We start from the raw sequence: 24,243 nt of genomic DNA on the forward strand, positions 1-24,243 counted from the left end.
TGCCATGCCGACGGTGTACGAGGCCGCGGGCGGCGGCGACGGTCTGCGGCGCCTGGCCCACGCGTGGCACGAGCGGGTGCTGGCCGACGAGGTCGTGAGCCACGCCTTCAGCCACGGGTTCCACCCCGATCACACCGAGCGGCTGGCCGCGTACTGGGCGGAGGCGCTCGGCGGACCGGCGACCTACTCGGCCGAGTACGGCGACGAGACGACGGTCGTGCGGATGCACAGCGGCAACGGCCCGCACGGCGAGATGGACGCGCGGGCGATCAGCTGCTTCGACCAGGCGCTCGTCGATGCGGGTCTCGACGCCGACGACGCGGTGCGCCGGGCGTTGCACGACTACTTCGCCTGGACGACCACCCACACCATGGCCCGCTACACCCGCTCCGCCGCCGACGTCCCCGGCGGCCTGCCGATCGCCCGCTGGGGCTGGGAGGGCCCCGAGTAGCGCACCGCTAGAAGATCGTCAGGGGTGTCCCCCGGTCTTCGGCCAGAGCGCCGTCGAGAACCTCCGCCGCGAGGGCCACGTCGAGCACCCCCATGCCGAACGGGTTGGAGACGATGCGATCGCCCGGTGCGGCCCGGCCGGGACGGGTCCCGGCGACGACGTCGGCCATGGCGGCGTCCACCGCACGACCGCCGGTGTGGTCCGGGTCGCGGCGCTCACCGGCGGGCCCGACGACCTCGCCGCGCCGCCACATCCGGCCCAGGATCCGGCGGTCGTCGGCCGCGACGAGGTCCCAGTCGTCGACGACGAGCAGGTCGGCTCCGGTGACGGCCTCGGGGAGCAGGTCGTCGAGCGAGACGTGGGCGACCAGCGCGCCGGGCGCGAGCCAGTCGAGGCCGATGTAGCCCTCGGTCACCGTCGTCGTGCAGACCACGACCTCGGCGCCCTCGACGGCTCCTCGTGCGACGGCCGCCGTCGTCGCGCCGACCTCGTCGGCCAGCGCGGCCGCCCGCTCGGGCACCAGGTCGTGGACCACGAACTCGGCCTGCGGGCACTCCGCGCGGAGCAGGTCGACGTGGGTACGGGCCAGCGCGCCGCAGCCCAGCACCGCGATGCGTCGCACCTCAGGCACGGCGAGCAGCCGCACCGAGAGCGCGGTGTAGGCCGCGGTGCGGGTGGCCGAGATCGCGGCCGCGGGCATCATCGCGACCGGGCGGGCGGTCTCGGCGTCGAAGAGCAGCGTGAGGCCCTGGGCGCGCGGCATGCCCCGCTCCGGGTTCTCGAGGCTCGAGTTGATGACCTTCAGGCCGACCGCGGGACGCTCCCCCCACACCGCACCCGGGAGCGCGAGGCTGCGCGCGAAGGCGCCCGAGCGGGTGTGCCACGGCAGGTAGGCCTCGTCCGGCAGCGTCGTGTCCCCACGGGCGTGCGCGGCGAGGGTGTCCCGCACAACGGCGACCGGGTCGAGGACGGCGAGGACCGCCCCGACGTCGTCGGTGGTCAGGACGTGCAGGGCCGGCTCGGCGGCCTCGGGCGGCATCATGGTCTCCAGGGGTCGTCGGGTGGCGCAGCCGGTTCACCCGACGGGGCACGGATGATCACCGAGGTTAGCCTTACCTGTCCGATGTCGTGCGATGTGGGAGGACCCGGTTGTCCCTGACCCAGACCCGCGCCGAGCCGGTGCTCGACTCCGTGCTCGACGCGATCGGTCGGACGCCGACGGTGCGGTTGAGCCGCCTGTTCGGGCACCCGGACGTCGAGGTGCTCGCCAAGCTGGAACTGATGAACCCCGGCGGGAGCATGAAGGACCGCTCGGCCGCGTACATCATCGCCAGCGGCCTCGCCGACGGCTCCATCCCGCCCGGGGCACGGCTCGTGGAGTCCAGCTCCGGGAACTTCGGGGTCGCGGTCGCGATGGCCGCGCGCCTGCACGGGCTGGGGTTCACCTGCGTCGTCGACCCCAAGACCACCGGCGCGAACCTGGCGATCATCCGCAGCCTCGGCGCCGACGTCGAGGTCGTCACCGAGCCGGACTCCCAGGGCGGCTACCTGCAGACCCGCATCTCCCGGGTCCACGAGATCCTCGCGACGACCCCGGACACCGTCTGGATCAACCAGTACGCCAACGACCGCAACTGGCTCGCGCACTACCACGGGGCCGGCGCGGAGCTCGCCGACGACCTCGTCGAGCCCCCGACCCATCTCGTTGCCGCGGTGAGCACCACCGGCAGCATCCTGGGCTGCTCCCGACGGCTGCGGGAGCGGTTCCCGGCGATGCGCACCGTCGCCGTCGACGCCGTCGGGTCGGTGATCTTCGGGGGCGCCCCCGGGCCGCGCGACATCCCGGGGATCGGCTCGAGCCGCGTCCCCGAGCTCCACGACCCGAGCGAGATCGACGAGGTCGTGCACGTCGACGACCTCGACGCGGCGCTGGCCTGCCGACGGCTCCTGGCCACCGAGGGCATCTTCGCCGGGGGCTCCACCGGCTCCGTGGTGGCCGCGATCGACCAGCTGGTTCCGACGCTCCCGCGCCCGGCCCGGGTCGTGGCGCTCTTCCCCGACCGGGGCGACCGCTACCTCGACCTGGTCTACGACGACGCCTGGCTCGCCGACGCGGCCCGGCGGTGCCGAGGGACGGGGTGAGGTCCGACGGCTCCGTGACGCAGGCGGTCCTGCGCGACCTGGTGGACGCGGCGCTGCAGGAGGGCCTGGCCGAGGTGGAGCCGCCGGACGACGACGGCGGGTGGGGTCGCATCGGCACCGCCCGCGTCCGGCTGCGCGACGGCGGCGCGTTGCAGCGCTGGCGTGCGGTGCCGGGGTCCGACGTGCTCTCCCCGCGGGGTGAGCCGCTGACCCCGGCGGCCGCGCTCGGGGCGCTCGGCCTGGGCGGCCCGGGCGCGGCTGCGGCGGCCGAGGACCTGACGGCGGCCGCCGAGCACGGGTTCGACGTCTGCCGCGGGCTCGCCGCGCTGGGCCCGGGGCCGACACCACCGGATCTCCTCGCGGGGGAGCGGTGGGCCGCGACCCGGGGCCGGCCCTTCCTCCCGACCGCGCGCGCGGTGAGCGGCTGGACGACCGACGAGGTCCGCCTCTTCGGCCCCATGCGCACGGAGCCGTTGTCCTGCGCGTGGGTCGCCGTCGCCCGTGATCACCTCCGGCTCGGCGCCTTCGAGGGGTCCGCCGACCTGGCTCACGCCGTCCTGGGGGAGCAGCGGTCGTGCCTGGACGACGCGCTGCGGCGCGCCGGGATCGACGACCGGACGCACCAGCCGCTCCCGGTCCACCCCTGGCAGCGCGACCACGTGCTCTCCCGGGAGTTCGCCCCCGAGATCGCGGCGGGCCTCGTCGTCGACCTGGAGGTGGAGCTGGGACGGCTGCACCCGACGTCGTCGTGGCGCACCCTCGTCGTCGCCGACGACCCGCGCACCCACGTGAAGCTCCCGCTGGGCGTGGCCACGCTCGGCGCCGCGCGGCTCCTGCCGCCGCGCTACCTCGACAACGGCGACCGCGCCGAGCGCCTGCTCCGCCATGTCGTCGCGGCGGACCCGGAGCTGACCCGGCTCGTCGGGGTCTGCGACGAGGGCCGGTGGGCCGGGTGGAACGACGGGACCGACGAGTTCGACGACCGCCCGGGTCACCTCGCCGCGCAGATCCGCCGCTACCCGGTGGACGACGGCCACGTGGCGCTCCCGCTGGGCGCGCTCGCCGCGGACGCCTGGGACGAGCTCGGCCCGGCGCTCGGCGTCGGCGATCCCCCGGCGTTCTTCGCCGGGCTCGCGGAAGAGTTCCTCGTCATGGTGGTCGGGTTCCTCGCCCGCGGGGTCCTGCCCGAGGTCCACGGCCAGAACGTGGTCGTCCGGCTCGCGCCCGGCGGCGCCGTCGTCGGGTTCGTGCTGCGCGACCACGACGCGGTGCGGATCCACCCGCCGTGGCTGGACGCGGCAGGCGTGGCCGACCCCGGGTACCGGATCCGCCCCGGCGCCCGGCAGTCGTTGCGGCTGGACGCCCCGGAGGAACTCGTCGCGTATGCGCAGACCCTGGGCGTGCAGGTCGCCCTGTACGCGGTCGCCGACGCGCTGGCCCGGCGGTTCGGTGTGCCTGAGCGGACTTTCTGGGACCTCGTGCGGGCCGCCGTCGAGGGGGCGCTGCGGCGGGAGGGGCTCCCGTCCGAGGTCACGGCGGTGCTCGAGCGGGTCCTGCTGGAGGCCGCGACCTGGCCGAGCCGGACGGTGCTCGGGCCGCTGCTAGCGCACGGCCGCTCCGGGTCGGTGAGCATGCCGGCCGGGCAGGGCACCGTCCCCAACCCGTTGCGGTGCGCATGACGGACGACCGACAGGCACGCCTCGCCACCCTGACCCGCCTGGTGAACAGCATGCTGCGCGAGATCGGCCCCGTGCCGCCGGGCCCCGGTCCGGTGCGGCTCCGGGAACCGATGTCCGAACGCGCGCTGGTCGTGAGCCTGCGCCACCACTCGCCGTCCGGGCACCACGTCCTCGACGAGCAGGTGGTGATCGACGACGGCGACGGTCCTCGGGACGCCTCGCAGGAGGAGGCCGTCGCGCTGCTGCTGGCGATCGTCGCCTCCGCCGTCCCGGACGAGGCCACCGAGCGGATCCCGGCGCGGGTCGCGGCGCTGGCCGGCCAGATCGCCGACAGCACCGCCCGGACGGCCCGCTACCTGGCGGCCGACCCGGGCCCGGAGCCGATCGACGCCGCCACGCGGAGCCGGCAGGCCGAGCAGTCGGTGCGCCGCGGCCACCCCTTCCACCCGACCCCGAAGAGCCTCGAGCTCGACGGTGCGCTGCGCGGGACCGGGTACGACGAGCTCGAGCGGTTCGCCCCCGAGCTCGGCGTCGCGTTCCGGCTGCCGTACGTGGCGCTCGACCCCGCGCTCACCGCCGAGGCCCTCGACGGCCCCGGACCGTGGCTCCCCGCCGACGCGCTCGCCGCGGCCCCGTCGGGGTGGCCGGTGATCCCGGTCCACCCGGTCCAGCTCGCGCACCTGCACGCCCGCACGGAGACCGCCGGCCTGTTCGCCGACGGGGCGCTGGTCGAGCTCGGGGAGCGGGGCGGCGAGGTGTACCCGACGTCGTCGGTGCGGACCGTGTGCGATCCCGGCTTCCCGACGGCGTGGAAGCTCCCGCTGCACGTGCGCATCACCAACTTCGTCCGCACCGTGCCGCCGGAGCACGCGGTGCGGGCGCAGGACGCGAGCCGGGTCGTCCGGGCACTGCGCGGGGGCTGGACGTATCCCGGGTTCTCCGTGCTGATCGAGACCGGCCGGCGGGGCGCCGATCCGGCAGTGGTCGGTGACGACGTCGCCGCGGACCTCACCGTGATGTTCCGCGAGAACCCGATCGCCGACGGTGTCCGGGTGCTCGCCGGCCTGGTCGAGGAAGGCCCGCGCGGAGAGGAGCCCGTCCTGGTGAGCGAGGTCCGCGCGTCCGGGCTGGACGTCCGGGACTGGCTGCACGCCTACCTGCGCGTCTCGCTGCTGCCGATGATCGACGTCTTCGCGCGGGAGGGCGTCGGCTTCGAGGCGCACCTGCAGAACTCGCTGCTGATCACCGACGGCGGCCGGCCGGTCGGCTTCCGGGTGCGCGACATGGAGGGCACCCACGTCGACCGCGACCGCATCCCGGCCGGCCTCGATCCGGCGAGCCCGCTGGTCTACGACGGCGACGAGGCGTGGCAGCGGTTCCGGTACCACGGCGTGGTCAACCAGCTGGCCGGGGTGATCGGCACGCTCGGGCGCCACCTCGTCGACGAACGCACCCTCTGGGCGGTCGTCGCCGACATCCTCGGCGAGGTCGTCGCCTCGTCGGGACCCGCCGCGCCCTGGGCGCGTGACCTGCGGACCAGCCCGACGCTGCCGGCCAAGGCCAACCTGCTCAGCCGCTTCGCCGAGCGGGGCGAGTCGCCGCTGTACGTGGACCTGCCCAACCCGATCCGGGAGGCCGACCGGTGCTGAACGACCTGCTCGTGGCGGCGCTGCGCGACCCCCGCGCCGTCGAGGTCCGCCGGCGGCTGTTCCGGCAGCTGATCTCGTCGCTGCTCTACGAAGGGGCGGTCACCGCGTCGGCGTCCGACGGCGGGTGCGTGATCGTCGGTCGCGACGACGACGATCGGGACGTGCGCTACGTCGTCGGGACCCGGCGGGCCGTCGGCTTCGACCGGGTCCGCGTCACGGCCCCGGTGCTGCGGGTCGCGGCGGACGGGGTCGTCGCCGAGGCGGACTCGTTGCCCCGGTTCCTGGCGGAGACCTCCGCGGTGATCCTGGACGGGGCCCACCCAACGGAGCTGGTCCGGTTCACGCGCGAGATCGAGGAGACCCGGGTCAAGGACACGCTCGCCCAGCACGTCCGGGCGCTCCGCGGCGACCGGCTGGCCGGGGCCGACCACGACACGCTCGAGGGCACCGTCACCGACGGCCACCGCTACCACCCGACGTACAAGTCCCGGATCGGCTTCGACCTCGCCGACGACGTCGCCTACGGCCCGGAGTTCCTCCCGGAGCTGCACCCGCTGTGGCTGGCGGCTCACCGATCGATCGTCGAGGTGACCGGGGCGTCGGACGTGTCGCGGGAGGAGCTGGGATCGGCCACGGCGGCCGCCTTCGACGACGCGGTCCGGGACGCGGGCGGCGACCCTGCCGAGTACATCTGGCTGCCGGTCCATCCCTGGCAGTTCCGCGAGGTCGTGTGGCGGGCCTTCGCCGACGAGATCGCCGACGGTCGGCTGGTCGTCCTCGGCCCGGATCCGGCCGCCTTCGCGGTGCTCCAGTCGATCCGGACCCTGTCCTGTCGCGACGTGCCCGGGCGCCATCAGCTCAAGCTCGCGCTGTCGATCACAAACACCTCGACGGCGCGCGGGCTCGCGCCGCACACCGTGCGCAACGCCGCCCGGATCTCCGACTGGCTCCGGGGTCTCGTCGCCGGTGACGAGGTGCTCGCCCCGGTGATCGTCCTCGGCGAGGTCCGGGGCGTCTCGGTCATCCGGCGGGCGCCCGGGCGGGTGGACACCGAGGGGACGCTGGCGGCCGTCTGGCGCGAGCCGCTGGCGCCCCGGCTCGCCGCGGGGGAGCGGGCGGTCCCGATGACGGCGCTGACCGCCTGCGAGCTTGACGGCACTCCCATGATCGCGCCCTGGATCGAGAGGCACGGCGCCGAGCGCTGGGTCGCGGCGGTGGTCGACACGGTGGCGCTGCCGCTGGTGCACCTGCTCCTCGCGCACGGGGTGGCGTGCGAGTCGCACGCGCAGAACGTCTCGGTGGTGCACGTCGACGGCCTGCCCTGCCGCGTGGCGCTGCGCGACTTCCACGACGGGGTGCGCTTCTCCCGCCGGCTGCTCGCCGACCCCGACGCCGCGCCGGCGCTCGACCCGCCCCCGGCGCACCACACCAACCGGAACTCGTTCGTCGAGACCGAGGACCCCGCGCTCGTCACCGACTTCCTGCTCGACGCCTTCTTCTTCGTCAACCTCGGCGAGCTGGGGCTGCACCTCGACGAGCACGGGCTGCTCGGCGAGGACCGCTTCTGGTCGATCGTGGCCGGGCGGGTCGACGCCCACCAGCGCGAGCACGGCACCGGCGCGTTCGACCTGTTCGCGCCCACCCTCGCCGTCGAGAAGCTGACCACGCGCCGGCTCACCCCCGACACCGAGCTGGCGCTGCACACCGTGTCCAACCCCCTGCACCGCTTCAGGGAGGCCGGGTGCTGACCACCAACCGGACGCGGGAGCGCCTCGCCGACGGCGGGTCCGTGTACGGCCTGATCTGCTCGATCCCCTCGCCGACGCTCGTGGAGATGATCGGCTGCTCCGGGTACGACTTCGTCGTCATCGACACCGAGCACACCGGCGTGGACCCGCAGCAGCTCGAGAACCTGATCCGCGCCGCGGAGGCGGTGGGGGTGACGCCGTTCGTGCGGGTCGGCAGCGTCGGCGCCGCCGTCGACACGGCCGCGATCCTGCGCGCCCTCGACGCCGGCGCCCTCGGGATCGTCGTGCCCCACGTCCGGACGCCCGACGACGCGGCGGCCGCCGTCCGTGCGGCGCGCTACGCCCCGGAGGGGATGCGCTCGGTCAACGGCGGGCGGGTGCCGGGCTTCGGGCGGATCGACCTCACCGAGTACGTGGTCCGGGCGAACCGCCAGGTGATGGTCGTCGTCATGATCGAGGACGCCGAGGGCGTCGACGCCCTCGACGAGATCCTCGCCGTGCCGGGGGTCGACCTCGTCCTGGAGGGCGCCGCCGACCTGTCGCAGGCCTACGGCGTCACCTGGCAGACCCGGCACCCCCGCGTGCGGGAGGCGCTCGAGGGGGTGGCCGACCGCTGCGCCGCGCACGGGGTGCCGTTCTGCGCGATCCCCCGCGCGCCGGAGGACCACGACGCCTGGGTGGACCGGGGCGTGCGGGCCTTCGTGCTGGGCGAGGAACGCGGGCTCGCGGCCCGCGCGCTCCGTGCGCACCTGTCGGCCCTCCGCGGCGAGGAGAGCTGATGGACGTGCGGGCGCTCGTGTACGAGCGCATCTCCGGACCGGAGCCGGTGTGCCTGTTCGCCTACGACCTGGTCGGGCTGCGCCGCCACGTCGAGCGCACCGTGGCGGCGCTGCCGGCGCGGTGCTCGATGTACTACGCGATGAAGGCCAACAGCGCCGGTCCGGTCCTGGAGTGCCTGGCGCCGTTGGTGGCGGGGTTCGAGGTGGCCTCGGGCGGCGAGATCGAGAAGGTGCGGGCGGTGAGCGCGGACGCGCCGATCCTGTTCGGCGGCCCGGCCAAGACTCCGTCCGAGCTGGCTCTCGCGCTGAAGTCCGGCGTCACCCGGATCCACGCCGAGAGCGTCCTCGAGCTGTACCGGATCTCGGCGGCGGCGGTGGATGGCGGCGTCGTGGTGGAGGTCGCGCTGCGGGTCAACCTCGCGGGCCCGCTCCCGGAGGCCACCCTCGCGATGGCCGGCCGGCCGACCCAGTTCGGCATCTCCGAGGACGACCTCCCCACCGCGATCGAGGCGGCGACGACGTTGCCCGGGCTGCGGTTCGCCGGGTTCCACCTGCACTCGCTGTCGAACAACCTCTCCGCGACGACGCACCTCGCGATGCTCGAGGTCTACCGCGACACGGTGCTGGCCTGGGAACGACGGTTCGGCGTGCGCGTCGAGGTGCTCGACGTCGGCGGGGGGATCGGGGTGGACTACGGCCGTCCCGAGTCGCGGTTCGACTGGGAGGGGTTCTGCGCGGGGCTGGCCCGGTGGGTCGCCACGCTGCCGTCGCACTGGCGGGAGATCCAGTTCGAGTGCGGGCGGTACCTGACGGCCTGGTGTGGCCGCTACGTCGCCGAGGTGCTCGACGTGAAGACCAACCACGGCGTCTCCTACGCGCTGGTCCGGGGCGGGACGCACCACTTCCGGCTGCCGTCGTCGTGGGCGCACAGCCACCCGTTCACCGTCGTGCCCGTCGAGCGCTGGGAGTCCGCCGCGCCGCGTCCGGGGATCCGCGACGGCGTCGTGACGGTGACGGGGGAGCTCTGCACGCCGAAGGACGTGCTCGCGCGCGACGCGCCCGTGCCGCTGCTCCGGGCCGGGGACGTCCTGGTGTTCGAGCAGGCGGGCGCCTACGGCTGGGACATCTCGCACCACGACTTCCTCAGCCACCCGCACCCCGAGCAGGTGTTCATGGGCGGTCGGGGTCCCGATTCGCCAGGCAGTTGATGTTGCCGAGCGCGGCAAGGTCCGATGGACGTGCAGATCCGGACCTCGTGGGCGCGCCGTACCGGAACCTTGCGCGTGTCGCGCACGAACTCGTGGTCATGCTCGGGCGACCCGGGCCGGCGCCGCGCTCGCCCAGATCAACTGCCTGGTGGTGGGAAAGGCGGCCGAGGATCAGGCCGGACGGGAGCCGTCCTCGCGCAGTTCGGCCTGCTTCTCGGCCTGGAACACCTCGGCCTCGGCCCCGCGCCGCCAGTAGCCGGAGATCGAGAGCAGCGACGCCGGGACACCCCGCTCACCGAGGACGTGCGGCCGCAGCGCCCGCACCGCGGACGTCTCGCCGTGCACGAATGCCTGGACCCGCCCGGCGGGCCAGGCGGCCGAGCGCACCGCAGCCACGAGATCGGAGCCGGCGTCGCGGTGGACCCAGTGGACGGTGAGGTCGCCGAGGGAGTGCAGCACGATCTCGTCGGCGGGCCCGTCGACCTCGACGAAGACGTGCACCGGCACCCCGGGCTTGACGCGCTCGCAGGCCACGGCGATCGCGGGCAGCACGCTCTCGTCGCCGATCATCACGTGGGCGTCGACGTCGTCGGCGGGGGAGTAGGACCCGCCCGGGCCGAGCATGGCGATCTCGTCGCCGGGCCGGGCGTTCGTGGCCCACGGTCCCGCCACGCCGGCCGACCCGTGCACGACGAAGTCGATGGTCAGCTCGCCGGCCGCGTGATCGAGCGCGCGGATCGTGTAGGTCCGGATCATCGGCCACATCGAGCGCGGCATCGTCGCCCGGATCTCGGCGATCGAGAGCGGCCAGAGGTGCTCCACGCCGGGGCGGGGGAAGGCGAGCTTGACGCAGCGGTCGGCGTACCCGTTGTCTGCCAGCTCCTCGAGGCCCGGTCCGCCGAGCACGACGCGGACGAGGTGCGGCGTCAACGGCTCGGTGCGCTGGACGTGCAGCCGGTACTCCGGCTCGACCCGGCGTCGGATGGGCCTGCCGTCGCGCGCCGCGACCGACGTCGACCTCGCCATGCCCACCCCCAGTCCGTTTAGGTGAGGCTGACCTTACCGCTCCCGATCAGCGGTCGTGCAACACCCCGCGCCCGGTGTCCTCGTGATCTCCGACGAACGCGCGGCGATCCCGTGACGACAGGCCGGGAACCGTCGCCCACACGAGGGACGAGGACAGGAGGAGTCCGAACCTTGACGTGACGCGGGTCACGTTGAAGACTGCGGACGAAGAACCTCATCGGTGAGTAGTTACGCGCTAAGCAATCTTCGCTCGAGTCGGAGGTGGCCGCGGATGCCGGGTCCGCTGGAGGGCGTGCGGGTCGTCGACCTGTCCTCGATGCTGTCCGGGCCGTGGGCGGCCGACATCCTCGGGGACCAGGGCGCCGACGTCGTCAAGGTCGAACCACCGGGCATCGGTGACCATGTCCGGGCGCTGCCGAACCGCTCCGGCGACCTGCCGGCGATGTTCGTCAACATCAACCGGTCCAAGCGCTCCGTCGTCCTCGACCTCAAGGAGTCCGAGGGCAAGCAGGCGCTGCTGCGGCTCTTCGAGACCGCCGACGTCGTCGTGCAGAACTTCCGGCCGGGCGTCGTCGACCGCCTCGGGATCGGCTACGAGGCGGCCCGCGCGGCGAACCCGGGCGTCGTCTACCTCTCGATCAGCGGGTTCGGCGAGGAGGGCCCGTTCGCGAACCGCAAGGTGTACGACCCGGTCGTCCAGGCGCTGTCCGGGCTCACGACGATCCAGGCGGGCTCCGACGAGGCCCGTCCCCGGCTGATCCGCACGGTGCTGCCCGACAAACTCACCTCGGTCACCGCGGCGCAGGCCGTGACCGCGGCGCTCCTCGCCCGGACCAGGACCGGCGAGGGTCAGCACGTCCGCCTGTCGATGCTCGACACGGTGCTCGCGTTCCTGTGGGCCTCGGACATGGGCGCCTACACCTTCCGGGACCGGCCGATCGAGCCGGAACGGGCGGCGAGCTTCATCGACCTGATCTACGAGACCGCCGACGGGTACATGACGGTCTCGACGATGCGCGACGCCGAGTGGCGGGCGTTCTGCACCGCGGTCGGCCGCGAGGACATGATCGCCGATCCCCGGTTCGCGACCGCCGCCGACCGCGACCTCAACGTGGACGAGCGGCTCGGGTTCGTGCAGGAGCAGCTGCACGCCAGGACGGTCGGCGAGTGGATGGAGATCCTCACCGCCCACACCGTGCCGTGCGCCCCGGCGCTGCGCCGGCGGGACCTGCTCGAGCACCCCCAGGTGCTGGCCTCGGGGATCCTCGCCGAGTCCGAGCACCCGGTGGCCGGGCCGCTGCGCCAGACCCGGACCGCGGCGCGCTTCGAGGGCACGCCGCCCGGCCCGCCCCGCGGTGCCCCGATGATCGGCCAGCACACCGCGGAGGTGCTCGCCGAGATCGGCTACTCCGACGAGGAGATCGCCGCCCTGGCGCGATCCGGAGCCGCGGGCGCGGCGAGCACCCCGGAGCCCGGCCCCTCCGACGACGTCCCGGTGGTGCCCGCATGATCACCGCGCTGGTGGTGGGCGCCGACAAGGGCATCGCGCACGAGATCGCCTGCCAGCTCCACGCCCGCGGGGACCACGTCGTCGCCGCCTGCCTGGGCGACGGCGACGACCTCGAGCGGCGGGGGATCACCGTCGAGCCGTGGGTCGACGTCACCGACCAGGGCTCGGTCATGGCCATGGCCGGGGCGCTGCGGACCGAGGGGATCCGGCCGGACTGGCTGCTGCACGTGGCGGGCGTGCTCGGCGTCGACAAGCTCGGGGACCTCGACTACGACGACGTCCGGCGCCAGTTCGAGATCAACACGATCGGCCCGCTGCGCACCGTCGAGGCGTGCCGCGACCTGCTCGGCCCAGGCGCGAAGATCGGGATCGTCTCGAGCCGGGTCGGGTCGCTCGGCGACAACTCCTCGGGCGGGATGTACGCCTACCGGATCTCCAAGGCCGGCGCCAACATGGTCGGCCTCAACCTGCACCACGACCTCGCGCCCCTCGGCGTCAGCGTCCTGATGCTGCATCCCGGCATGGTCGCCACCGACCTGACCAAGGGCTTCCCCGGCGACCACGTCTACATCCAGCCGGACGAGGCGGCCGCGGGCCTCATCCGCGACATGGACCAGCTCACCCCGGAGCACTCCGGGCGGTTCCAGCACAGCAACGGCACGTTCCTGCCGTGGTGACGGCGACTCGACGAAGCGACCCGGCCCGACAACGAGAGAGGTAGACCATGATCACCGTCTACGGGTACGTCCCGGCCTGGGGCATCCCGGACATCAGCCCGTACGTCACCAAGCTGGTGAACTACCTGACGTTCACCGGCCTGCCGTTCGAGCACCGCACCCAGGATCTGGCGACGCTCGACGACGACGCACCGTTCGGCAAGCTGCCCTACATCGTCGACGGCGACGGCACGAAGGTCGGCGACTCGAACCGCATCATCGAGTACCTCAAGGGCAAGTACGGGGACCCGCTCGACGGCGACCAGGACAAGGTCGAGGCCGCGCAGGCGCTCGCCTTCAACCGCCTGGTCGAGGAGCAGCTCTACTGGTCCGGCGTCATCCAGCCGCGGTGGCGCTACCCCGACGGCTTCGAGATCTACATCCCGTACATCGTCGGCGGCGCCGAGGTCGGGCCCGAGCTGAGCGCGGCGCTGTGGGCCTTCCGTGACCGGATCCTCGCCGGGTTCAACGGCCAGGGCATGGGCCGGCGCCCCGACGACGAGGTGCACAAGTTCCTCGTCGACGACATCGACGCGCTCTCGGACTTCCTCGGCGACAAGCCCTACTTCATGGGCGAGCGGCTCCGCTCGGTCGACGCCTCCATCTACTCGATGTACCGGCACGTCGCCGACCAGCCCTGGGACTTCCCCGGCCGGGACTACGCGCGCAGCAAGGCGAACCTCGCCGCCTACGCGGAACGGCTGCGCGACGAGTTCAAGGTCTGAGGGGACGCGGGCCCGTCGTGATCGACCTGTACTCCTTCCCCAGCCCCAACGTCCGGAAGATCGTCATCGCGCTGGAGGAGCTCGGTCTGGCGTACCGGTGGGTCTGGACGGACATCGGCGCCGGGGACCAGTTCAGCGACGCGTTCCGCGCCGTGAACCCGAACTCGAAGGTGCCGGCGATCGTCGACCACGACGGCCCGGGCGGCCGCCCGATCGCGCTGTTCGAGTCCGCCGCGATCCTGCTCTACCTCTCGGAGAAGGCCGGCGGCGCGCTGCTGCCGACCGATCCGGCGCGCCGGTGGGACGCGATGTGCTGGCTGGCCTGGCAGGTCGCGAACCACGGGCCGATGGCGGGCCAGGCGGTGCACTTCCTGCGGTACGCGCCGAGCCAGGGCGTGCACGACGAGTACGCGCAGGACCGCTACGGCCGCGAGATCGAGCGGCTCTACGCGATGCTCGACGAGCGCCTCGCCGACCGGGAGTACCTCGTCGACGAATTCTCGCTGGCCGACATCGCCTGCTTCCCCTGGGTGCGGCTGGCCGACGGGCACGGCGTCGACGTGTCCGTCCATCCCCACGTCGCCGCCTGGTCCGCCCGGATCGCCGCCCGGCCGTCGGCGCGGGTCCGCATCCCCGACCCCCGCAAGGAGGACCCGACGGTGTCCGGATGGTCGGCCGAGCAGTTCGCGACGCTGTTCCGCAGCGACGCCGGCAAGGCCACGCGATGAGCGCCCCCACGCGGCCGGTGACGATCCCGACGCTGCGGCTCTCCATCGGCGGGGAGCTGCTCGACTCCCCGGAGGGGCTCGACGTGCTCGACCCGGCCACGGCCGCCGTCGTCACCCGCGTCCCGGTCGCGACGCCCGAGCTGCTCGACCGGGCCGTGGCCGCCGCCCGGCGGGCGGCCCCCGGGTGGGCGGCGATGCCGCTGCCGGAGCGGCAGCAGCGGGTCCGGGCGTTCGCGGAGCTGGTCGAGGAGCACCGCAGCGAGCTCGCCGCGCTGCTCACCCTCGAGCAGGGCAAGCCGGTGGGACGGGCCTACGGCGAGATCGGGTCGGGACTCGCCTACGTGAACGCGTTCACCCGGATGACGCTGGCCGACGAGGTCCTCAAGGACGACGACGGCGAGCTCATCCGGCTGCGGCGCGTGCCGGTCGGTGTCGTCGCCGCGATCACCGCCTGGAACTACCCGCAGATGCTGTCGCTGTGGAAGATCGGGCCCGCGCTGGTGGCGGGCAACCCGGTGATCGTCAAGCCGTCGCCGTACACCCCGGTCTCGACGCTGCGGGTGGGGGAGCTGGCCCAGCAGGTGCTGCCGCCCGGGGTCCTCCAGGTCCTGGCCGGAGGCGACGAGCTGGGCGCCCGGCTCACCACCCACGAGGGCGTCGACAAGATCTCGTTCACCGGCTCGCGGCGGGCCGGGCGGGCGGTGATGGCGGCCGCGGCCCCGACGATGAAGCGGCTGACGCTGGAGCTCGGCGGCAACGACCCGGGGATCGTGCTGCCCGACGCCGATCCGGGCGCCATCGCCGCCGACCTCTACGCGGGCGGGATGAGCAACTGCGGCCAGGTGTGCGCCGGCCTCAAGCGGCTCTTCGTGCCGACGGCCCGCGCCGGGGAGTTCGCCGAGGCGCTCGCCACGGTGGCGGGCACCGTCGTCGTCGGGAACGGCTTCGACGCCGGCGTGGACATGGGCCCCGTCCAGAACCGGCCGCAGCTCGAACGGGTGCAGGGGCTGCTGGCCGACGCGCAGCGCCGGGGCGCCGAGGTGTACTTCCGGGGCCGGGCCCCCGACGGACCGGGCAACTGGCACCCCGTCGTCCTGGTGCGGGGCGCCGGCGACGACGTGCCGCTGGTCGCCGAGGAGCAGTTCGGGCCGGTGCTGCCGCTGCTGACCTACGACACCCTCGACGAGGCCGTGGCCCGCGCCAACCGCGGGCCGGACGGGCTCGGGGCGTCGGTGTGGTCGGACGACGAGGAGGCCGCGGAAGCGGTCGCGACCCGGCTCGACGCCGGGACGGTCTGGATCAACCAGCACCCGATGCTCTCGCCGGACGCGCCCTTCGGCGGGCGCAAGCAGTCCGGGATCGGCGTCGAGTCCTCGATGCTCGGGCTGCACGCCTACACCGACGTCTCGGTGCTGCGGGTCAAGCACTCGGTGCCCCGATGAGTCGGGCCCTGCGGATCGTCGTCGTCGCCGACCCGCTGCCCGCGCTCACCCCGGGACACGACTCCACGGTCGCGCTGATGGAGGCCGCGCAGGACCGGGGCCACGAGGTGCTGGTGACGACGGCCGAGCGGCTCCGGATCCGGGGCACGCGGACCTGGGCGCCGTGCCGCCCGGTCACCGTCGTCCCGGCGGTGCTGGCCGGGGAGCGCTGGTACGCCGTCGACGACTGGTACCGCACCGGCCCCGAGCGCGACGTCCGGCTCGACGACGCCGACGTCGTGGCGATGCGCACCGACCCGCCGTTCGACGCCGACTACCTCGCCGCGACCTACGTCCTGGACCGGGTCGACGACGAGCGGGTCGTCATGGTCAACCGCCCGTCCGGGCTCCGCGCCGCCAACGAGAAGCTCTTCACGCTGCGCTTCCCCGACCTCGTCCCGGACACCCTCGTCACCGCCGACCGGGCGGAGATCCTCTCGACGGTGCGCCGCTGGGGCCGGGCCGTCCTCAAGCCGACCGACGGGATGGCCGGGCGGGGCATCCTGCTGCTGCGCCCGGACGACGCCAACCTCCCGTCGATCCTGGAGCTCGCGACCGCGCGGGGACGGCGCCAGGTCGTGGTGCAGCGCTACGTCGACGCGGTCGACGAGGGCGACCGCCGCATCATCGTGCTCGGCGGCGAGCCGATCGGCGTGGTCCGGCGGATCGCGGTCCCGGGGGAGTTCCGGTGCAACAAGGCCGCCGGGGCCCGGCCGGTCGCGGACCACGTCACCCCGGCCGACGAGAAGATGTGCGCCGTCCTCGCCCCGGAGCTCGAGCGCGAGGGCATCCTGCTCGCGGGCATCGACGTGATCGGCGACCGGCTCACCGAGATCAACGTGACCAGCCCGACCGGCCTGCGGGAGATCGACGCGCTCTCGGGGACACACCTGCCCTGCCTCGTCGTCGAGCACCTCGAGCGCCTGGTCGCGGCCCGGCGAGCGTGACCCCGCCGCTGGTCGGGGTGTCCGGCCGCCGTCGCGGGGCGGCCGGGGCGCACGACGGGCCGGCCGCCCTCGACGTGCTGCAGGTCGAGGTCTACTTCACCGGCTACGCCGACCGGCTCGCGGAGGCCGGCGCGCTACCCGTCCACCTGCCGGCGCGCGCCGATCCCGGCGAGGTGATGAGCCGGATGGACGCCCTCGTCCTCACCGGCGGCTCCGACGTCGACCCGGCCCTCTACGGCCAGGAGGCCCTCCCGTCGGTACGGGTGGACCGGGCGCGCGACGACCGGGAGCTCGCGCTGCTCGCGGCCGCGCTGGAGCGGGACGTCCCGGTCCTCGCGATCTGCCGGGGGATGCAGCTGCTCGCCGTGCACCTCGGCGGGACGCTGGTCCAGCACCTCGAGTCCCATCCGCTCGGCCGCGACGACACCCACGAGGTGCGCTTCGCGGCGGGGAGCGTGGTGCACGGGATCTACGGCGGCTCCTACCGGGTCAACAGCCTCCACCACCAGGCCGTCGCCGAGCCGGGGGCCGGGCTGGTGTGCGTGGGCCACGCTCCCGACGGCGTCGTGGAGGCGGTCGAGCTGCCCGGCCGCGACGTCGTCGGGGTCCAGTGGCACCCCGAGCAGCTCCGACACGCCGACCCGGTGTTCGCCTGGCTGACGCGGGTGGCGATGGTGAAGTCTTCGCGGTGAGATACTCAGGCGGCAGGAGGTCACGATGAGCGAGGGTGCGCAGGAGCGCCGGGCGTTCGACCCCGCCGTCGCGGACCGGGTCGACCGCGTCGAGGCCGGGTGGCGCCGCGAGCGCCCGGACATCGACGTCAGCTCGGTCGGGATCGTCACCCGCATCTGGCGCATCGGGCGCCACCTCGACCGCCACCGCAAGGAACGGCTCGAGGCCTTCGGCACCGACCGCGCCGCGCTCGACATCCTCGCGATGCTGCGCCGGGCCGGCGCGCCCTACCGCCGGACCGCCGGGGAACTGCAGAGCTCGGCGCTGATCACCTCGGGCGGGATGTCGCAGCGGCTCGAACGGCTCGAGGACGCCGGGCTGGTCACCCGGCACATGCACCCGGACGACCGCCGCAAGGTCGAGGTCGAGCTGACCACCGCAGGCATGGCGCTGGTCGACGAGCTCACCGGGGACCTCATGGCCAACGAGTCGAAGCTGATCGACATCCTCGACGAGCCCGAGCAGGCGGAACTGCGCCGGCTGCTCAAGAAGCTCCTCAGCACGTTCGAGTAGCCGCCCGCGCACGGAGAGAATTGTCCACCTGAGGACGATGCCTATCCGATGAACGAGAGCCCGGATGTTCGATCCCGGTGTGCTGACCTCGTGCGATGGGTCCGCCGAGTGGGCGATACGCGTTCCCCCACGACGTGGAACCCTTCGACCTGCGTTTCTCATATCCTGACAGCGAAGGGATGTGCCTTCACGCGAATGAGATCCAAGGGGGGTCTCCTCCGGAGGGAGCACGATGTCATTCGACAGTATTGGGCGATTCGGCGGTACAGATTCCGGAATCGTCGCTGGGAGCGTGGCGGCTCCTCCGGAGGGTGACGCTCTCCTCCGGGAGGCCACCCGACGTCCGTCGCGGTGGGCACCGACCGCACCCCGTCGAGGAGCAGCCATGGCCACGACCGCGCCGGCGGAGGCACACGCATCGTCGAGCTACACGCTGGTGTACAACCCGCCGGACGATCCGGCCGGCGAGCACGTCCTCGGGTGGAGCCTGGTCGCGTACGGCCACGGCCGCCGACGCTGGTCGACGAACCTCGCCGCCCACGGTGCCCCCGCCACCGCCGACCTCGAGCTCGCGCAGACCGTCGCCTCCCGGGTGCTCACCGATCAGGGTGTCAGCGCCGGGCGATGGGTCAGCACCGAGCCCGACGGCCTGTCCCGGGGTCCGGCGAACGACCCGCTCGCGGTGTACGTCCGGTCCGACGCGGCCGTCCCCGCCCCGCGCCGGCACCGGTCGAGCGCGGCGGGCGCCGGCACCGGGGACCGTCCCCCACCCTCCCGATGATCACCAACAGCGATCTCGCGCTGATCCCGCCGGACGGGGCCGCCGAGGCCCTGGAGAGCCCCGGCGGTCCCGATCGCCCGCCGGCGACCGGGCACGGGGGAGTCCCGCGCGGTCTGACGTGCCGGCCGCCACGGCCGAACCCCCGTCCCCGTCCCCGCGATCAGCGGACCGCGCGGACGAACTTGGTCAGTAGCAGCACCGCGGTCGCGCCGAAGCCGCAGGAGAGGCCGATCCAGACCCCGGGTCCGTCGAGGTGGAGCAGGAGCCCGAGCACCAGCATGGCCGGGACGCCGATCCCCCAGTAGCCGATGAGGCTCGCGCGGAACCCGGACTTGGTGTCCTTCAGCCCGCGCATCAGCCCGACCGCGATGTTCTGGGCGCCCTTCGTGATCTGCTGGGCGATCGCGAGCAGCAGCAGGGTGGTCGCGAGGCCCGCGGCCGCCGCGTCGGCCGGGTCGAGGAACAGCGACAGGACGGCCTGGGGGGCGACGACGTAGACGACGGCGAGCACCACCTGCAGCGCCCCGGAGAGCACGAAGGCCCGCTTCGCGACGTGCCGGGCCTCGTCGTGGGCGTCCGGTCCCTCCTGTGCGGTCGCGCGGCTGACCAGGATCGACGAGCCCTGGGAGAGCCCGATCGTCGCCTGGTAGACGACGTAGGCGATCTGGTTGACGACGTTGTGCGCGGCCAGCGCGATCGGCCCGAAGGCGCCCATGATCAGCGTGGCGACGGAGGTGATGCCCGCCTCCGAGCCGTAGGTCAGCGCGACCGGGGCGCCGAGCCGGACGAGCTCCCGGGCCTGGGCGCGGTCCGCGCGCCACGCCTGCAGCGAGAGCGCCGGGGCGAGGTGGGGGTCCCGGCGCAGGATCGCGTAGTAGGCCGCGACGTTGACCACCTGCACCGCGGACGTCGCCACGCCGACCCCGGGCGCCCCGAGGACGGGCATGCCGAGCCACCCGTGCAGGAACCCGCCGTCGAGCACGACGTTGACCGCGATCGAGGCGATCGTGACCCCGAGCAGCGAGCCCGCGCGGTGCAGCCCGACCGCGAACTGCCGGAGCACGTTGAGCCACAGCATCGGGATGAGGCCGGGGGCGAGCGCCGCCATCGTCGGGAGCGCCACCGCCACGACCGGTGCGGCCTGGCCGAACAACGGCAACAGCGCCCCGAGCGCGATGAGCACCAGCGCCGACACGATACCCACGACGGTGCCCACCGCGAGCCCCGAGCGCAGCAGCCCGCGCACCTCGCCGGACAGTTCCTCGCCAGGAGCCTCGGCCTCGCCGGGCCCGCCCGAGGAGTGCCGGCCCGCCGCGGCGGCCACCTGGTTGCCCAACGGCGTCACGACCCCGACGCACATCGTGCGCACCTGGTTGTGGAGCAGGATCGCGAGCCCGCCCGCCGCGACCGCGGTGACGTCGAGGGACCCGAGCATCACGAGGTCGGTCGTGGTCAGCGCGACCTGCGCCAGCTGTACACCCGCGAGCGGTCCCGCGACGGCGAGCAGGGCCCGGTAGCCGGTCCGGGGTGCGGTCCCCGTCGCGGCGCTCACGCGACCTCCCCGCCCGCCCGGCTCGTCGCCGAGGTGAGCGCCTCGAGCTGCGCGTCCACCGACTTCTCGCACTCCGGGTCGTACAACCCGCGATCCTCCAGCCATTTCTCGTCGAACACGGTGTCGAGGTACTTCTCGCCGGCGTCGGAGACCAGTACGACGACGGTGCTGCGCGGCGGCAGCGACGGGAGCGACTCCAGCGCCGCGTACACCGCCCCGCCCGCGGTGCCCCCGACGAGCAGGCCGGTGCGTCGGGCGAGCACCCGCGCGGTCGCGAACGCCTCGGTGTCGCCGACGGAGATGCCCTCGTCGATCAGGTCGTGATCGACGTTGCGCCCGACCGGGAAGTCGGCGGGGTTGCCGCCGCCGGTCTGCCAGTACGACCCCGGCTCGCCGCCGAACATGATCGAGCCGGTGGGCTCGACCCCGACGGTGCGGACCTGCGAACCGAGCCGGCGCAGCTCCCGGGTGGTGCCGCAGAGCCCGCCGCCGGTCCCGACCGAGGCGACCAGGTAGTCGACGTCACCGAACAGGTCACCCAGCAGCTCGCACGCTAGCCCGTGGTAGCCCTCGGGGTTGCCGGGATGGTTGTGCTGGTCGGGCCACCAGGTCCCGTCCTCCCGGGCGAGCTGCTCGGCGAGCGCGCGGCGCGCCATGGTCTGCGGGCCGCTCGTCCCCGCCTCGCCCACCCAGATCAACTCGGCGCCGAGCGCGATCAGTGCGCGCATCTTGTCGATGCTGGCATGGTGATCGACCACGGCCGTGAACCGGTAGCCGCCCTCGATCGCCGCGAGCGCCAGACCGAGCCCGGTGTTCCCCGAGGTCGGCTCGACGATCCGCCCGCCGGGCCGCAGCTCGCCGCGGCGCTCGGCGGCCGCGATCATCTGCGACGCCATCCGGACCTTGGCCGACCCCGTCGGGTTGAGGTTCTCGAGCTTGAGCAGCAGCCGGCTGCCGGTGCCGGTCGCGCCGAGGTGGAACAGCGGCGTGTGGCCGATGAGGTCGGAGACGCGGTGGACGACGTTCTCCGTCCACCGGTCGGGCAGTGCGCTCATCGTTCGGGACGCCAGGTCGGGATGGCGCCCTGGTCGGCTGAACCCTCCGCCACGAAGCGGGTGGGCAGCGGGAGCTGGTGGAACCGGCTCTCGTTCTTGTCCATCTGGTAGCCGGCCGTGTTCGGGTAGACCAGCAGGTCCCCGTACTGCGGCGAGCGCGGGAACGGCACCCGGCGCCAGGTGAGCATGTCGTACTCGAGGCAGCTCGCCCCGCCGACGGCGGCCGCGACCGGCTCGACGATCGGCGCCCGCGGCCACAGCTCGGGGTCGGGCAGGAACTCGCTGCCCTTCCACTGCTCGGAGATGCTCATGGACAGCCCGTCGACGGTGACGATGCCGTACTCCCGGCCGTCGTCGGAGGTCCCGCCGCGGCGCTTGTACCCCTGGACCCCGAACACGCTGAACCCGGCGCCGTCGAGCAGCGCCCGGCCCGGCTCCAGCAGCAGCCGGATCCCGTTGCGGCTCAGCCGCTCGGCCAGGCTCGGGCCACCGCCGGTGCGGTGGCCGAGGATCGCCGCGAGCATGTCCGCCTTCGCCGGCTCCTGGTGGTACGGGTAGTGCCGCGGCGGCTTGCGGCCCGCGTGGTAGTCGCCGTCGTCGTGCTCGGCGACGAACCGGTCCCAGTCCGGCGCCTCGACGTAGCTGACGGCGAACCCGCCGCCGATCGAGATCGCCGTCGCGGCGTGGCCCTGCGTCCGGGCGGCGAGGCACCGGTCGACGAGGGCCGAGGCGAGCTCCGCCCGCGGCGCCGGCTCGTAGCCGGAGAGGTGGAAGGAGAAGCCCTCGATCTCGACGACGGTGCGTGCCTCCGCCGCGCGCTCGAGCACCTCGTCGAGCTCGTCGGGGTCGAAGCCGAAGCGGCTGTGCGGATCGGTCGGGGGCAGTACCCGCAGCAGGACCCGGGCCGGGCGGACGCTCCGGGCGAGCGTGACCAGCCGCGCGAACTCGTCCAGGGCGTCGATCGCGATGAGCGCCCCGTGGCGCAGGGCGAGCCGGAGCAGCTCGTCGGACTTCGCCGGACCGGTGACGACGAGGTCCTCGCCGTGCAACCCGGCCGCGAGCGAGTGGTTCAGCTCCGGGGCGCTCGCGACGTCCACCCCCGCCCCGGTGTCCACGCACGCGCGCAGGAAGCACCCGGACCGGTTGGCCTTCTTGCCGTAGAGCACGTGCCCGTCGACCCCGGCGGAGAGCAGCGCGTTCTGGAACCCGCGCACGTTCTCGGCGAACGTCTCCGCGTGCAGGACGTGGAACGGCCCTCCGGCGTGGCGGGCCATCTCGCCGAGGGCGTGCGGATCCTCGAGCAGACGGGCCGACCACGCCCGGGGGCGGGCCGGCAGCGACGGCGTCTCCCGCCGGCCGTTGTCGGTCGTGGTCGTGGTCGTGGTCGTGGTCGTGGGAGCGGTTCGGGTCAGCTCCACAGCGCGACCCGCTGACCGAGGCCGGCCGCCACCGCGCGGGTGGCCAGGGCGTGCCCGACGGGGATGTCGGTGATGATCATGCCGCTGCTGAAGGCGAAGACGCGGTCCTCCGCGCCGCGGCGGGCGGGCGCCCGGCCGGCGAGCACCGGGGGCAGCTCGGTGTCGATCACGGCCCGCCCGTCCTCGGTGGAGAAGCGGGACCCGGTGATCCCCAGCTGGCCCTCGCTGGTGGCCAGGGCGTAGTCGGCGTCGGCCAGCGCCGTCGAGGCCACCCCCTTGCTGGCCACCGAGATCAGCAGCCCGCCCGGCTTGAGCCAGGTCGTCTCGACCTTCGGGTGGGCAGCGCGCCCGGACGCGGCGATGACGATGTCGCTCTCCCGCGCGGCGGCGGCCACGTCGTCGACGAGTTCCAGCTCGTGCTGGGGGTGATGGGCCGCGAAGCGGTCCACGGAGTCCTTCAGGCCCGTCGGGTGCGTCCCGAAGAGCCGGAACTTCTCGAGGTGCGGCAGCGCCGACGCCAGGTAGGGGAGCGTGTTCAGCCCCTGCACCCCGGTGCCGATCATGAGGACCGAGCGGGCGTCGGGCTTGGCGCACGCCTGCGCGATCAGCGCCGTCGTGGCCGGCGTGCGCATCGCGCCGACGGTGTCCCCGTCGAGCAGCGCGAACGGCATGCCCGTCGTGTCGTCGTAGAGACTCAGCGTCGTCCAGTAGTGGTCACGGTTGTCGTTGCCCTGGCGGTACGACGTCTTGAAGCCCAGATGCTGGCTCGGCGAGTCGTAGCCGAGCATCGAGAAGGAGACGGCGTCCCGTTCCTGCACCGGCAGCGGCATCATCAGCTTCGCGGGGCAGCTCGAGTCCCCCCGGTCGAGCGCGAGGTACCCCTGCCGGACCGCCTCGATCACCTCCGTCGGAGGCATCTCGACCTGCGCGAGGTCGCTGCGGGTCAACACGTGGAGCTCGGGTCGTTCCATGGCTCGAGAACCTCCGGGAGGTACGGGTGCCGGTCGGGCGTGACCCCGCCGCACGGTCACCGTGTGTCACCGTGATCACAGGTCCGGGAGGCGGCAGGACGACGCGGGATTCGGTCGGGCGGGCAGCCCGGCTCCGGTGTCACCGGGGTGTGAATCCGTGTTCGTGAAGTTAACGGCGCACCCGACCCACAGGCAAGGCGAGCCTTACTTGTTGTCGGTGGCCTCCTGCACAGGACAAACCATCGAAAAGCCATCTTTAGGTAAAGCAAACACCAAAATACCTGGTCAAAGCCACGAGAGTCGCTGACCGGCCGCGCTCGACCTGCTCCGGACCGTGATGGCACCGTGACGAGTCGGAGGAATCGCCGGGGTTCACGAGATCGGCCGACTCTGGTTAGTCTCGCCTAAATTGGCGTCTTGACCGCGTCCTGC

Annotated in this window: 22 protein-coding genes; 16 read left to right on the forward strand and 6 right to left on the reverse strand. The window is 73.6% G+C overall.

Annotation, left to right across the window (positions count from 1 at the left end; all coding sequences use genetic code 11):
* Window positions 1-4: 4 nt before the first annotated feature.
* Window positions 5-451 carry a group II truncated hemoglobin gene (locus tag LQ327_RS20470; protein ID WP_230737130.1) on the forward strand — a complete coding sequence of 149 codons (447 nt, stop codon included), beginning with the start codon at window positions 5-7 and terminating at the stop codon, window positions 449-451.
* A gap of 7 nt (window positions 452-458) precedes the next feature.
* On the opposite strand, the gene LQ327_RS20475 is transcribed toward LQ327_RS20470, so the two are convergent.
* Entirely contained in the window at window positions 459-1,493 is a 1,035-nt protein-coding gene (locus LQ327_RS20475) for an NAD(P)-binding domain-containing protein (RefSeq protein ID WP_230737132.1), read from the reverse strand.
* Window positions 1,494-1,600: 107 nt separating this feature from the next.
* Between LQ327_RS20475 and sbnA the strand changes: the two genes are divergently transcribed.
* From sbnA to LQ327_RS20505, 6 genes are read left to right on the forward strand one after another with little or no spacing between them, the layout of a single operon-like run.
* Window positions 1,601-2,593, forward strand: a complete 993-nt coding sequence (gene sbnA, locus LQ327_RS20480; protein ID WP_230737134.1) for a 2,3-diaminopropionate biosynthesis protein SbnA — start codon at window positions 1,601-1,603, stop codon at window positions 2,591-2,593.
* A 14-nt stretch (window positions 2,594-2,607) separates the two neighbouring features.
* Window positions 2,608-4,272: an IucA/IucC family protein gene (locus tag LQ327_RS20485; RefSeq protein WP_230737136.1), complete on the forward strand. Its 1,665-nt coding sequence runs from the start codon at window positions 2,608-2,610 to the stop codon at window positions 4,270-4,272.
* A complete protein-coding gene (locus LQ327_RS20490; RefSeq protein WP_230737138.1) occupies window positions 4,269-5,921 on the forward strand; it encodes an IucA/IucC family protein in 1,653 nt (550 codons plus the stop codon). The genes LQ327_RS20485 and LQ327_RS20490 overlap by 4 nt, the downstream gene beginning before the upstream one ends.
* On the forward strand, window positions 5,915-7,669 hold the full coding sequence (locus tag LQ327_RS20495; protein WP_230737140.1) for an IucA/IucC family protein: 1,755 nt from the start codon (window positions 5,915-5,917) through the stop codon (window positions 7,667-7,669). The genes LQ327_RS20490 and LQ327_RS20495 overlap by 7 nt, the downstream gene beginning before the upstream one ends.
* Complete coding sequence (locus LQ327_RS20500) at window positions 7,663-8,448, forward strand: HpcH/HpaI aldolase family protein (protein WP_230737142.1); 786 nt, start codon at window positions 7,663-7,665, stop codon at window positions 8,446-8,448. Before LQ327_RS20495 ends, LQ327_RS20500 begins: the two co-directional genes overlap by 7 nt.
* Window positions 8,448-9,656, forward strand: a complete 1,209-nt coding sequence (locus tag LQ327_RS20505) for a type III PLP-dependent enzyme (protein ID WP_230737144.1) — start codon at window positions 8,448-8,450, stop codon at window positions 9,654-9,656. Before LQ327_RS20500 ends, LQ327_RS20505 begins: the two co-directional genes overlap by 1 nt.
* A gap of 171 nt (window positions 9,657-9,827) precedes the next feature.
* On the opposite strand, the gene LQ327_RS20510 is transcribed toward LQ327_RS20505, so the two are convergent.
* On the reverse strand, window positions 9,828-10,682 hold the full coding sequence (locus tag LQ327_RS20510) for a siderophore-interacting protein (protein ID WP_230737146.1): 855 nt from the start codon (window positions 10,680-10,682) through the stop codon (window positions 9,828-9,830).
* Between the two features lie 271 nt (window positions 10,683-10,953).
* Here LQ327_RS20510 and LQ327_RS20515 point away from each other — a divergent pair, with 271 nt between their 5' ends.
* The 9 genes from LQ327_RS20515 to LQ327_RS20555 all read left to right on the forward strand — a co-directional run bounded on the left by LQ327_RS20515 (window position 10,954) and on the right by LQ327_RS20555 (window position 18,815).
* Window positions 10,954-12,192 (forward strand): CaiB/BaiF CoA transferase family protein, encoded by a 1,239-nt coding sequence (locus tag LQ327_RS20515; protein WP_230737149.1) that lies wholly within the window; start codon window positions 10,954-10,956, stop codon window positions 12,190-12,192.
* Complete coding sequence (gene isoH, locus LQ327_RS20520; RefSeq protein ID WP_230737151.1) at window positions 12,189-12,869, forward strand: 1-hydroxy-2-glutathionyl-2-methyl-3-butene dehydrogenase; 681 nt, start codon at window positions 12,189-12,191, stop codon at window positions 12,867-12,869. The genes LQ327_RS20515 and isoH overlap by 4 nt, the downstream gene beginning before the upstream one ends.
* Window positions 12,870-12,916: 47 nt before the next feature.
* Window positions 12,917-13,633, forward strand: coding sequence for an iIsoprene-epoxide--glutathione S-transferase (gene isoI, locus LQ327_RS20525; RefSeq protein WP_230737153.1), 717 nt, complete (start codon window positions 12,917-12,919; stop codon window positions 13,631-13,633).
* 17 nt (window positions 13,634-13,650) lie between these two features.
* Window positions 13,651-14,361, forward strand: coding sequence for a glutathione S-transferase family protein (locus tag LQ327_RS20530; protein WP_230737155.1), 711 nt, complete (start codon window positions 13,651-13,653; stop codon window positions 14,359-14,361).
* The gene (locus LQ327_RS20535) at window positions 14,358-15,803 is read left to right on the forward strand and encodes an aldehyde dehydrogenase family protein (RefSeq protein WP_230737157.1); all 1,446 of its coding nucleotides are present in this window, start codon (window positions 14,358-14,360) and stop codon (window positions 15,801-15,803) included. Before LQ327_RS20530 ends, LQ327_RS20535 begins: the two co-directional genes overlap by 4 nt.
* Window positions 15,800-16,789, forward strand: coding sequence for a glutathione synthase (gene gshB, locus LQ327_RS20540; RefSeq protein WP_230737159.1), 990 nt, complete (start codon window positions 15,800-15,802; stop codon window positions 16,787-16,789). Before LQ327_RS20535 ends, gshB begins: the two co-directional genes overlap by 4 nt.
* The gene (locus LQ327_RS20545) at window positions 16,786-17,481 is read left to right on the forward strand and encodes a gamma-glutamyl-gamma-aminobutyrate hydrolase family protein (protein ID WP_230737161.1); all 696 of its coding nucleotides are present in this window, start codon (window positions 16,786-16,788) and stop codon (window positions 17,479-17,481) included. The genes gshB and LQ327_RS20545 overlap by 4 nt, the downstream gene beginning before the upstream one ends.
* Before the next feature lie 25 nt (window positions 17,482-17,506).
* A complete protein-coding gene (locus LQ327_RS20550) occupies window positions 17,507-18,034 on the forward strand; it encodes a MarR family winged helix-turn-helix transcriptional regulator (protein ID WP_230737163.1) in 528 nt (175 codons plus the stop codon).
* Window positions 18,035-18,419: 385 nt separating this feature from the next.
* Window positions 18,420-18,815, forward strand: coding sequence for a hypothetical protein (locus LQ327_RS20555; protein WP_230737165.1), 396 nt, complete (start codon window positions 18,420-18,422; stop codon window positions 18,813-18,815).
* A gap of 160 nt (window positions 18,816-18,975) precedes the next feature.
* On the opposite strand, the gene LQ327_RS20560 is transcribed toward LQ327_RS20555, so the two are convergent.
* From LQ327_RS20560 to LQ327_RS20575, 4 genes are read right to left on the reverse strand one after another with little or no spacing between them, the layout of a single operon-like run.
* Window positions 18,976-20,367 (reverse strand): MATE family efflux transporter, encoded by a 1,392-nt coding sequence (locus tag LQ327_RS20560; RefSeq protein ID WP_230737167.1) that lies wholly within the window; start codon window positions 20,365-20,367, stop codon window positions 18,976-18,978.
* Window positions 20,364-21,422, reverse strand: coding sequence for a PLP-dependent cysteine synthase family protein (locus tag LQ327_RS20565; RefSeq protein WP_230737170.1), 1,059 nt, complete (start codon window positions 21,420-21,422; stop codon window positions 20,364-20,366). Before LQ327_RS20565 ends, LQ327_RS20560 begins: the two co-directional genes overlap by 4 nt.
* Window positions 21,419-22,840, reverse strand: coding sequence for an alanine racemase (locus tag LQ327_RS20570; protein WP_230737172.1), 1,422 nt, complete (start codon window positions 22,838-22,840; stop codon window positions 21,419-21,421). The genes LQ327_RS20565 and LQ327_RS20570 overlap by 4 nt, the downstream gene beginning before the upstream one ends.
* On the reverse strand, window positions 22,831-23,811 hold the full coding sequence (locus tag LQ327_RS20575; protein WP_230737191.1) for an ornithine cyclodeaminase: 981 nt from the start codon (window positions 23,809-23,811) through the stop codon (window positions 22,831-22,833). Before LQ327_RS20575 ends, LQ327_RS20570 begins: the two co-directional genes overlap by 10 nt.
* Window positions 23,812-24,243: the final 432 nt, after the last annotated feature.

It is taken from the genome of Actinomycetospora endophytica (assembly GCF_021026375.1).
In the GTDB taxonomy this organism is placed as follows: domain Bacteria; phylum Actinomycetota; class Actinomycetes; order Mycobacteriales; family Pseudonocardiaceae; genus Actinomycetospora; species Actinomycetospora endophytica.

Excerpts from the sequence above, each read along its gene's own strand:
- LQ327_RS20550 (WP_230737163.1), top strand. The coding sequence starts at position 17,507 with ATGAGCGAGGGTGCGCAGGAGCGCCGGGCGTTCGACCCCGCCGTCGCG.
- LQ327_RS20475 (WP_230737132.1), bottom strand. The coding sequence starts at position 1,493 with ATGATGCCGCCCGAGGCCGCCGAGCCGGCCCTGCACGTCCTGACCACC.
- LQ327_RS20515 (WP_230737149.1), top strand. The coding sequence starts at position 10,954 with ATGCCGGGTCCGCTGGAGGGCGTGCGGGTCGTCGACCTGTCCTCGATG.
- LQ327_RS20555 (WP_230737165.1), top strand. The coding sequence starts at position 18,420 with ATGGCCACGACCGCGCCGGCGGAGGCACACGCATCGTCGAGCTACACG.
- LQ327_RS20490 (WP_230737138.1), top strand. The coding sequence starts at position 4,269 with ATGACGGACGACCGACAGGCACGCCTCGCCACCCTGACCCGCCTGGTG.
- LQ327_RS20505 (WP_230737144.1), top strand. The coding sequence starts at position 8,448 with ATGGACGTGCGGGCGCTCGTGTACGAGCGCATCTCCGGACCGGAGCCG.
- isoH (WP_230737151.1), top strand. The coding sequence starts at position 12,189 with ATGATCACCGCGCTGGTGGTGGGCGCCGACAAGGGCATCGCGCACGAG.
- isoI (WP_230737153.1), top strand. The coding sequence starts at position 12,917 with ATGATCACCGTCTACGGGTACGTCCCGGCCTGGGGCATCCCGGACATC.
- LQ327_RS20470 (WP_230737130.1), top strand. The coding sequence starts at position 5 with ATGCCGACGGTGTACGAGGCCGCGGGCGGCGGCGACGGTCTGCGGCGC.
- LQ327_RS20575 (WP_230737191.1), bottom strand. The coding sequence starts at position 23,811 with ATGGAACGACCCGAGCTCCACGTGTTGACCCGCAGCGACCTCGCGCAG.
- LQ327_RS20510 (WP_230737146.1), bottom strand. The coding sequence starts at position 10,682 with ATGGCGAGGTCGACGTCGGTCGCGGCGCGCGACGGCAGGCCCATCCGA.
- LQ327_RS20565 (WP_230737170.1), bottom strand. The coding sequence starts at position 21,422 with ATGAGCGCACTGCCCGACCGGTGGACGGAGAACGTCGTCCACCGCGTC.
- gshB (WP_230737159.1), top strand. The coding sequence starts at position 15,800 with ATGAGTCGGGCCCTGCGGATCGTCGTCGTCGCCGACCCGCTGCCCGCG.
- LQ327_RS20535 (WP_230737157.1), top strand. The coding sequence starts at position 14,358 with ATGAGCGCCCCCACGCGGCCGGTGACGATCCCGACGCTGCGGCTCTCC.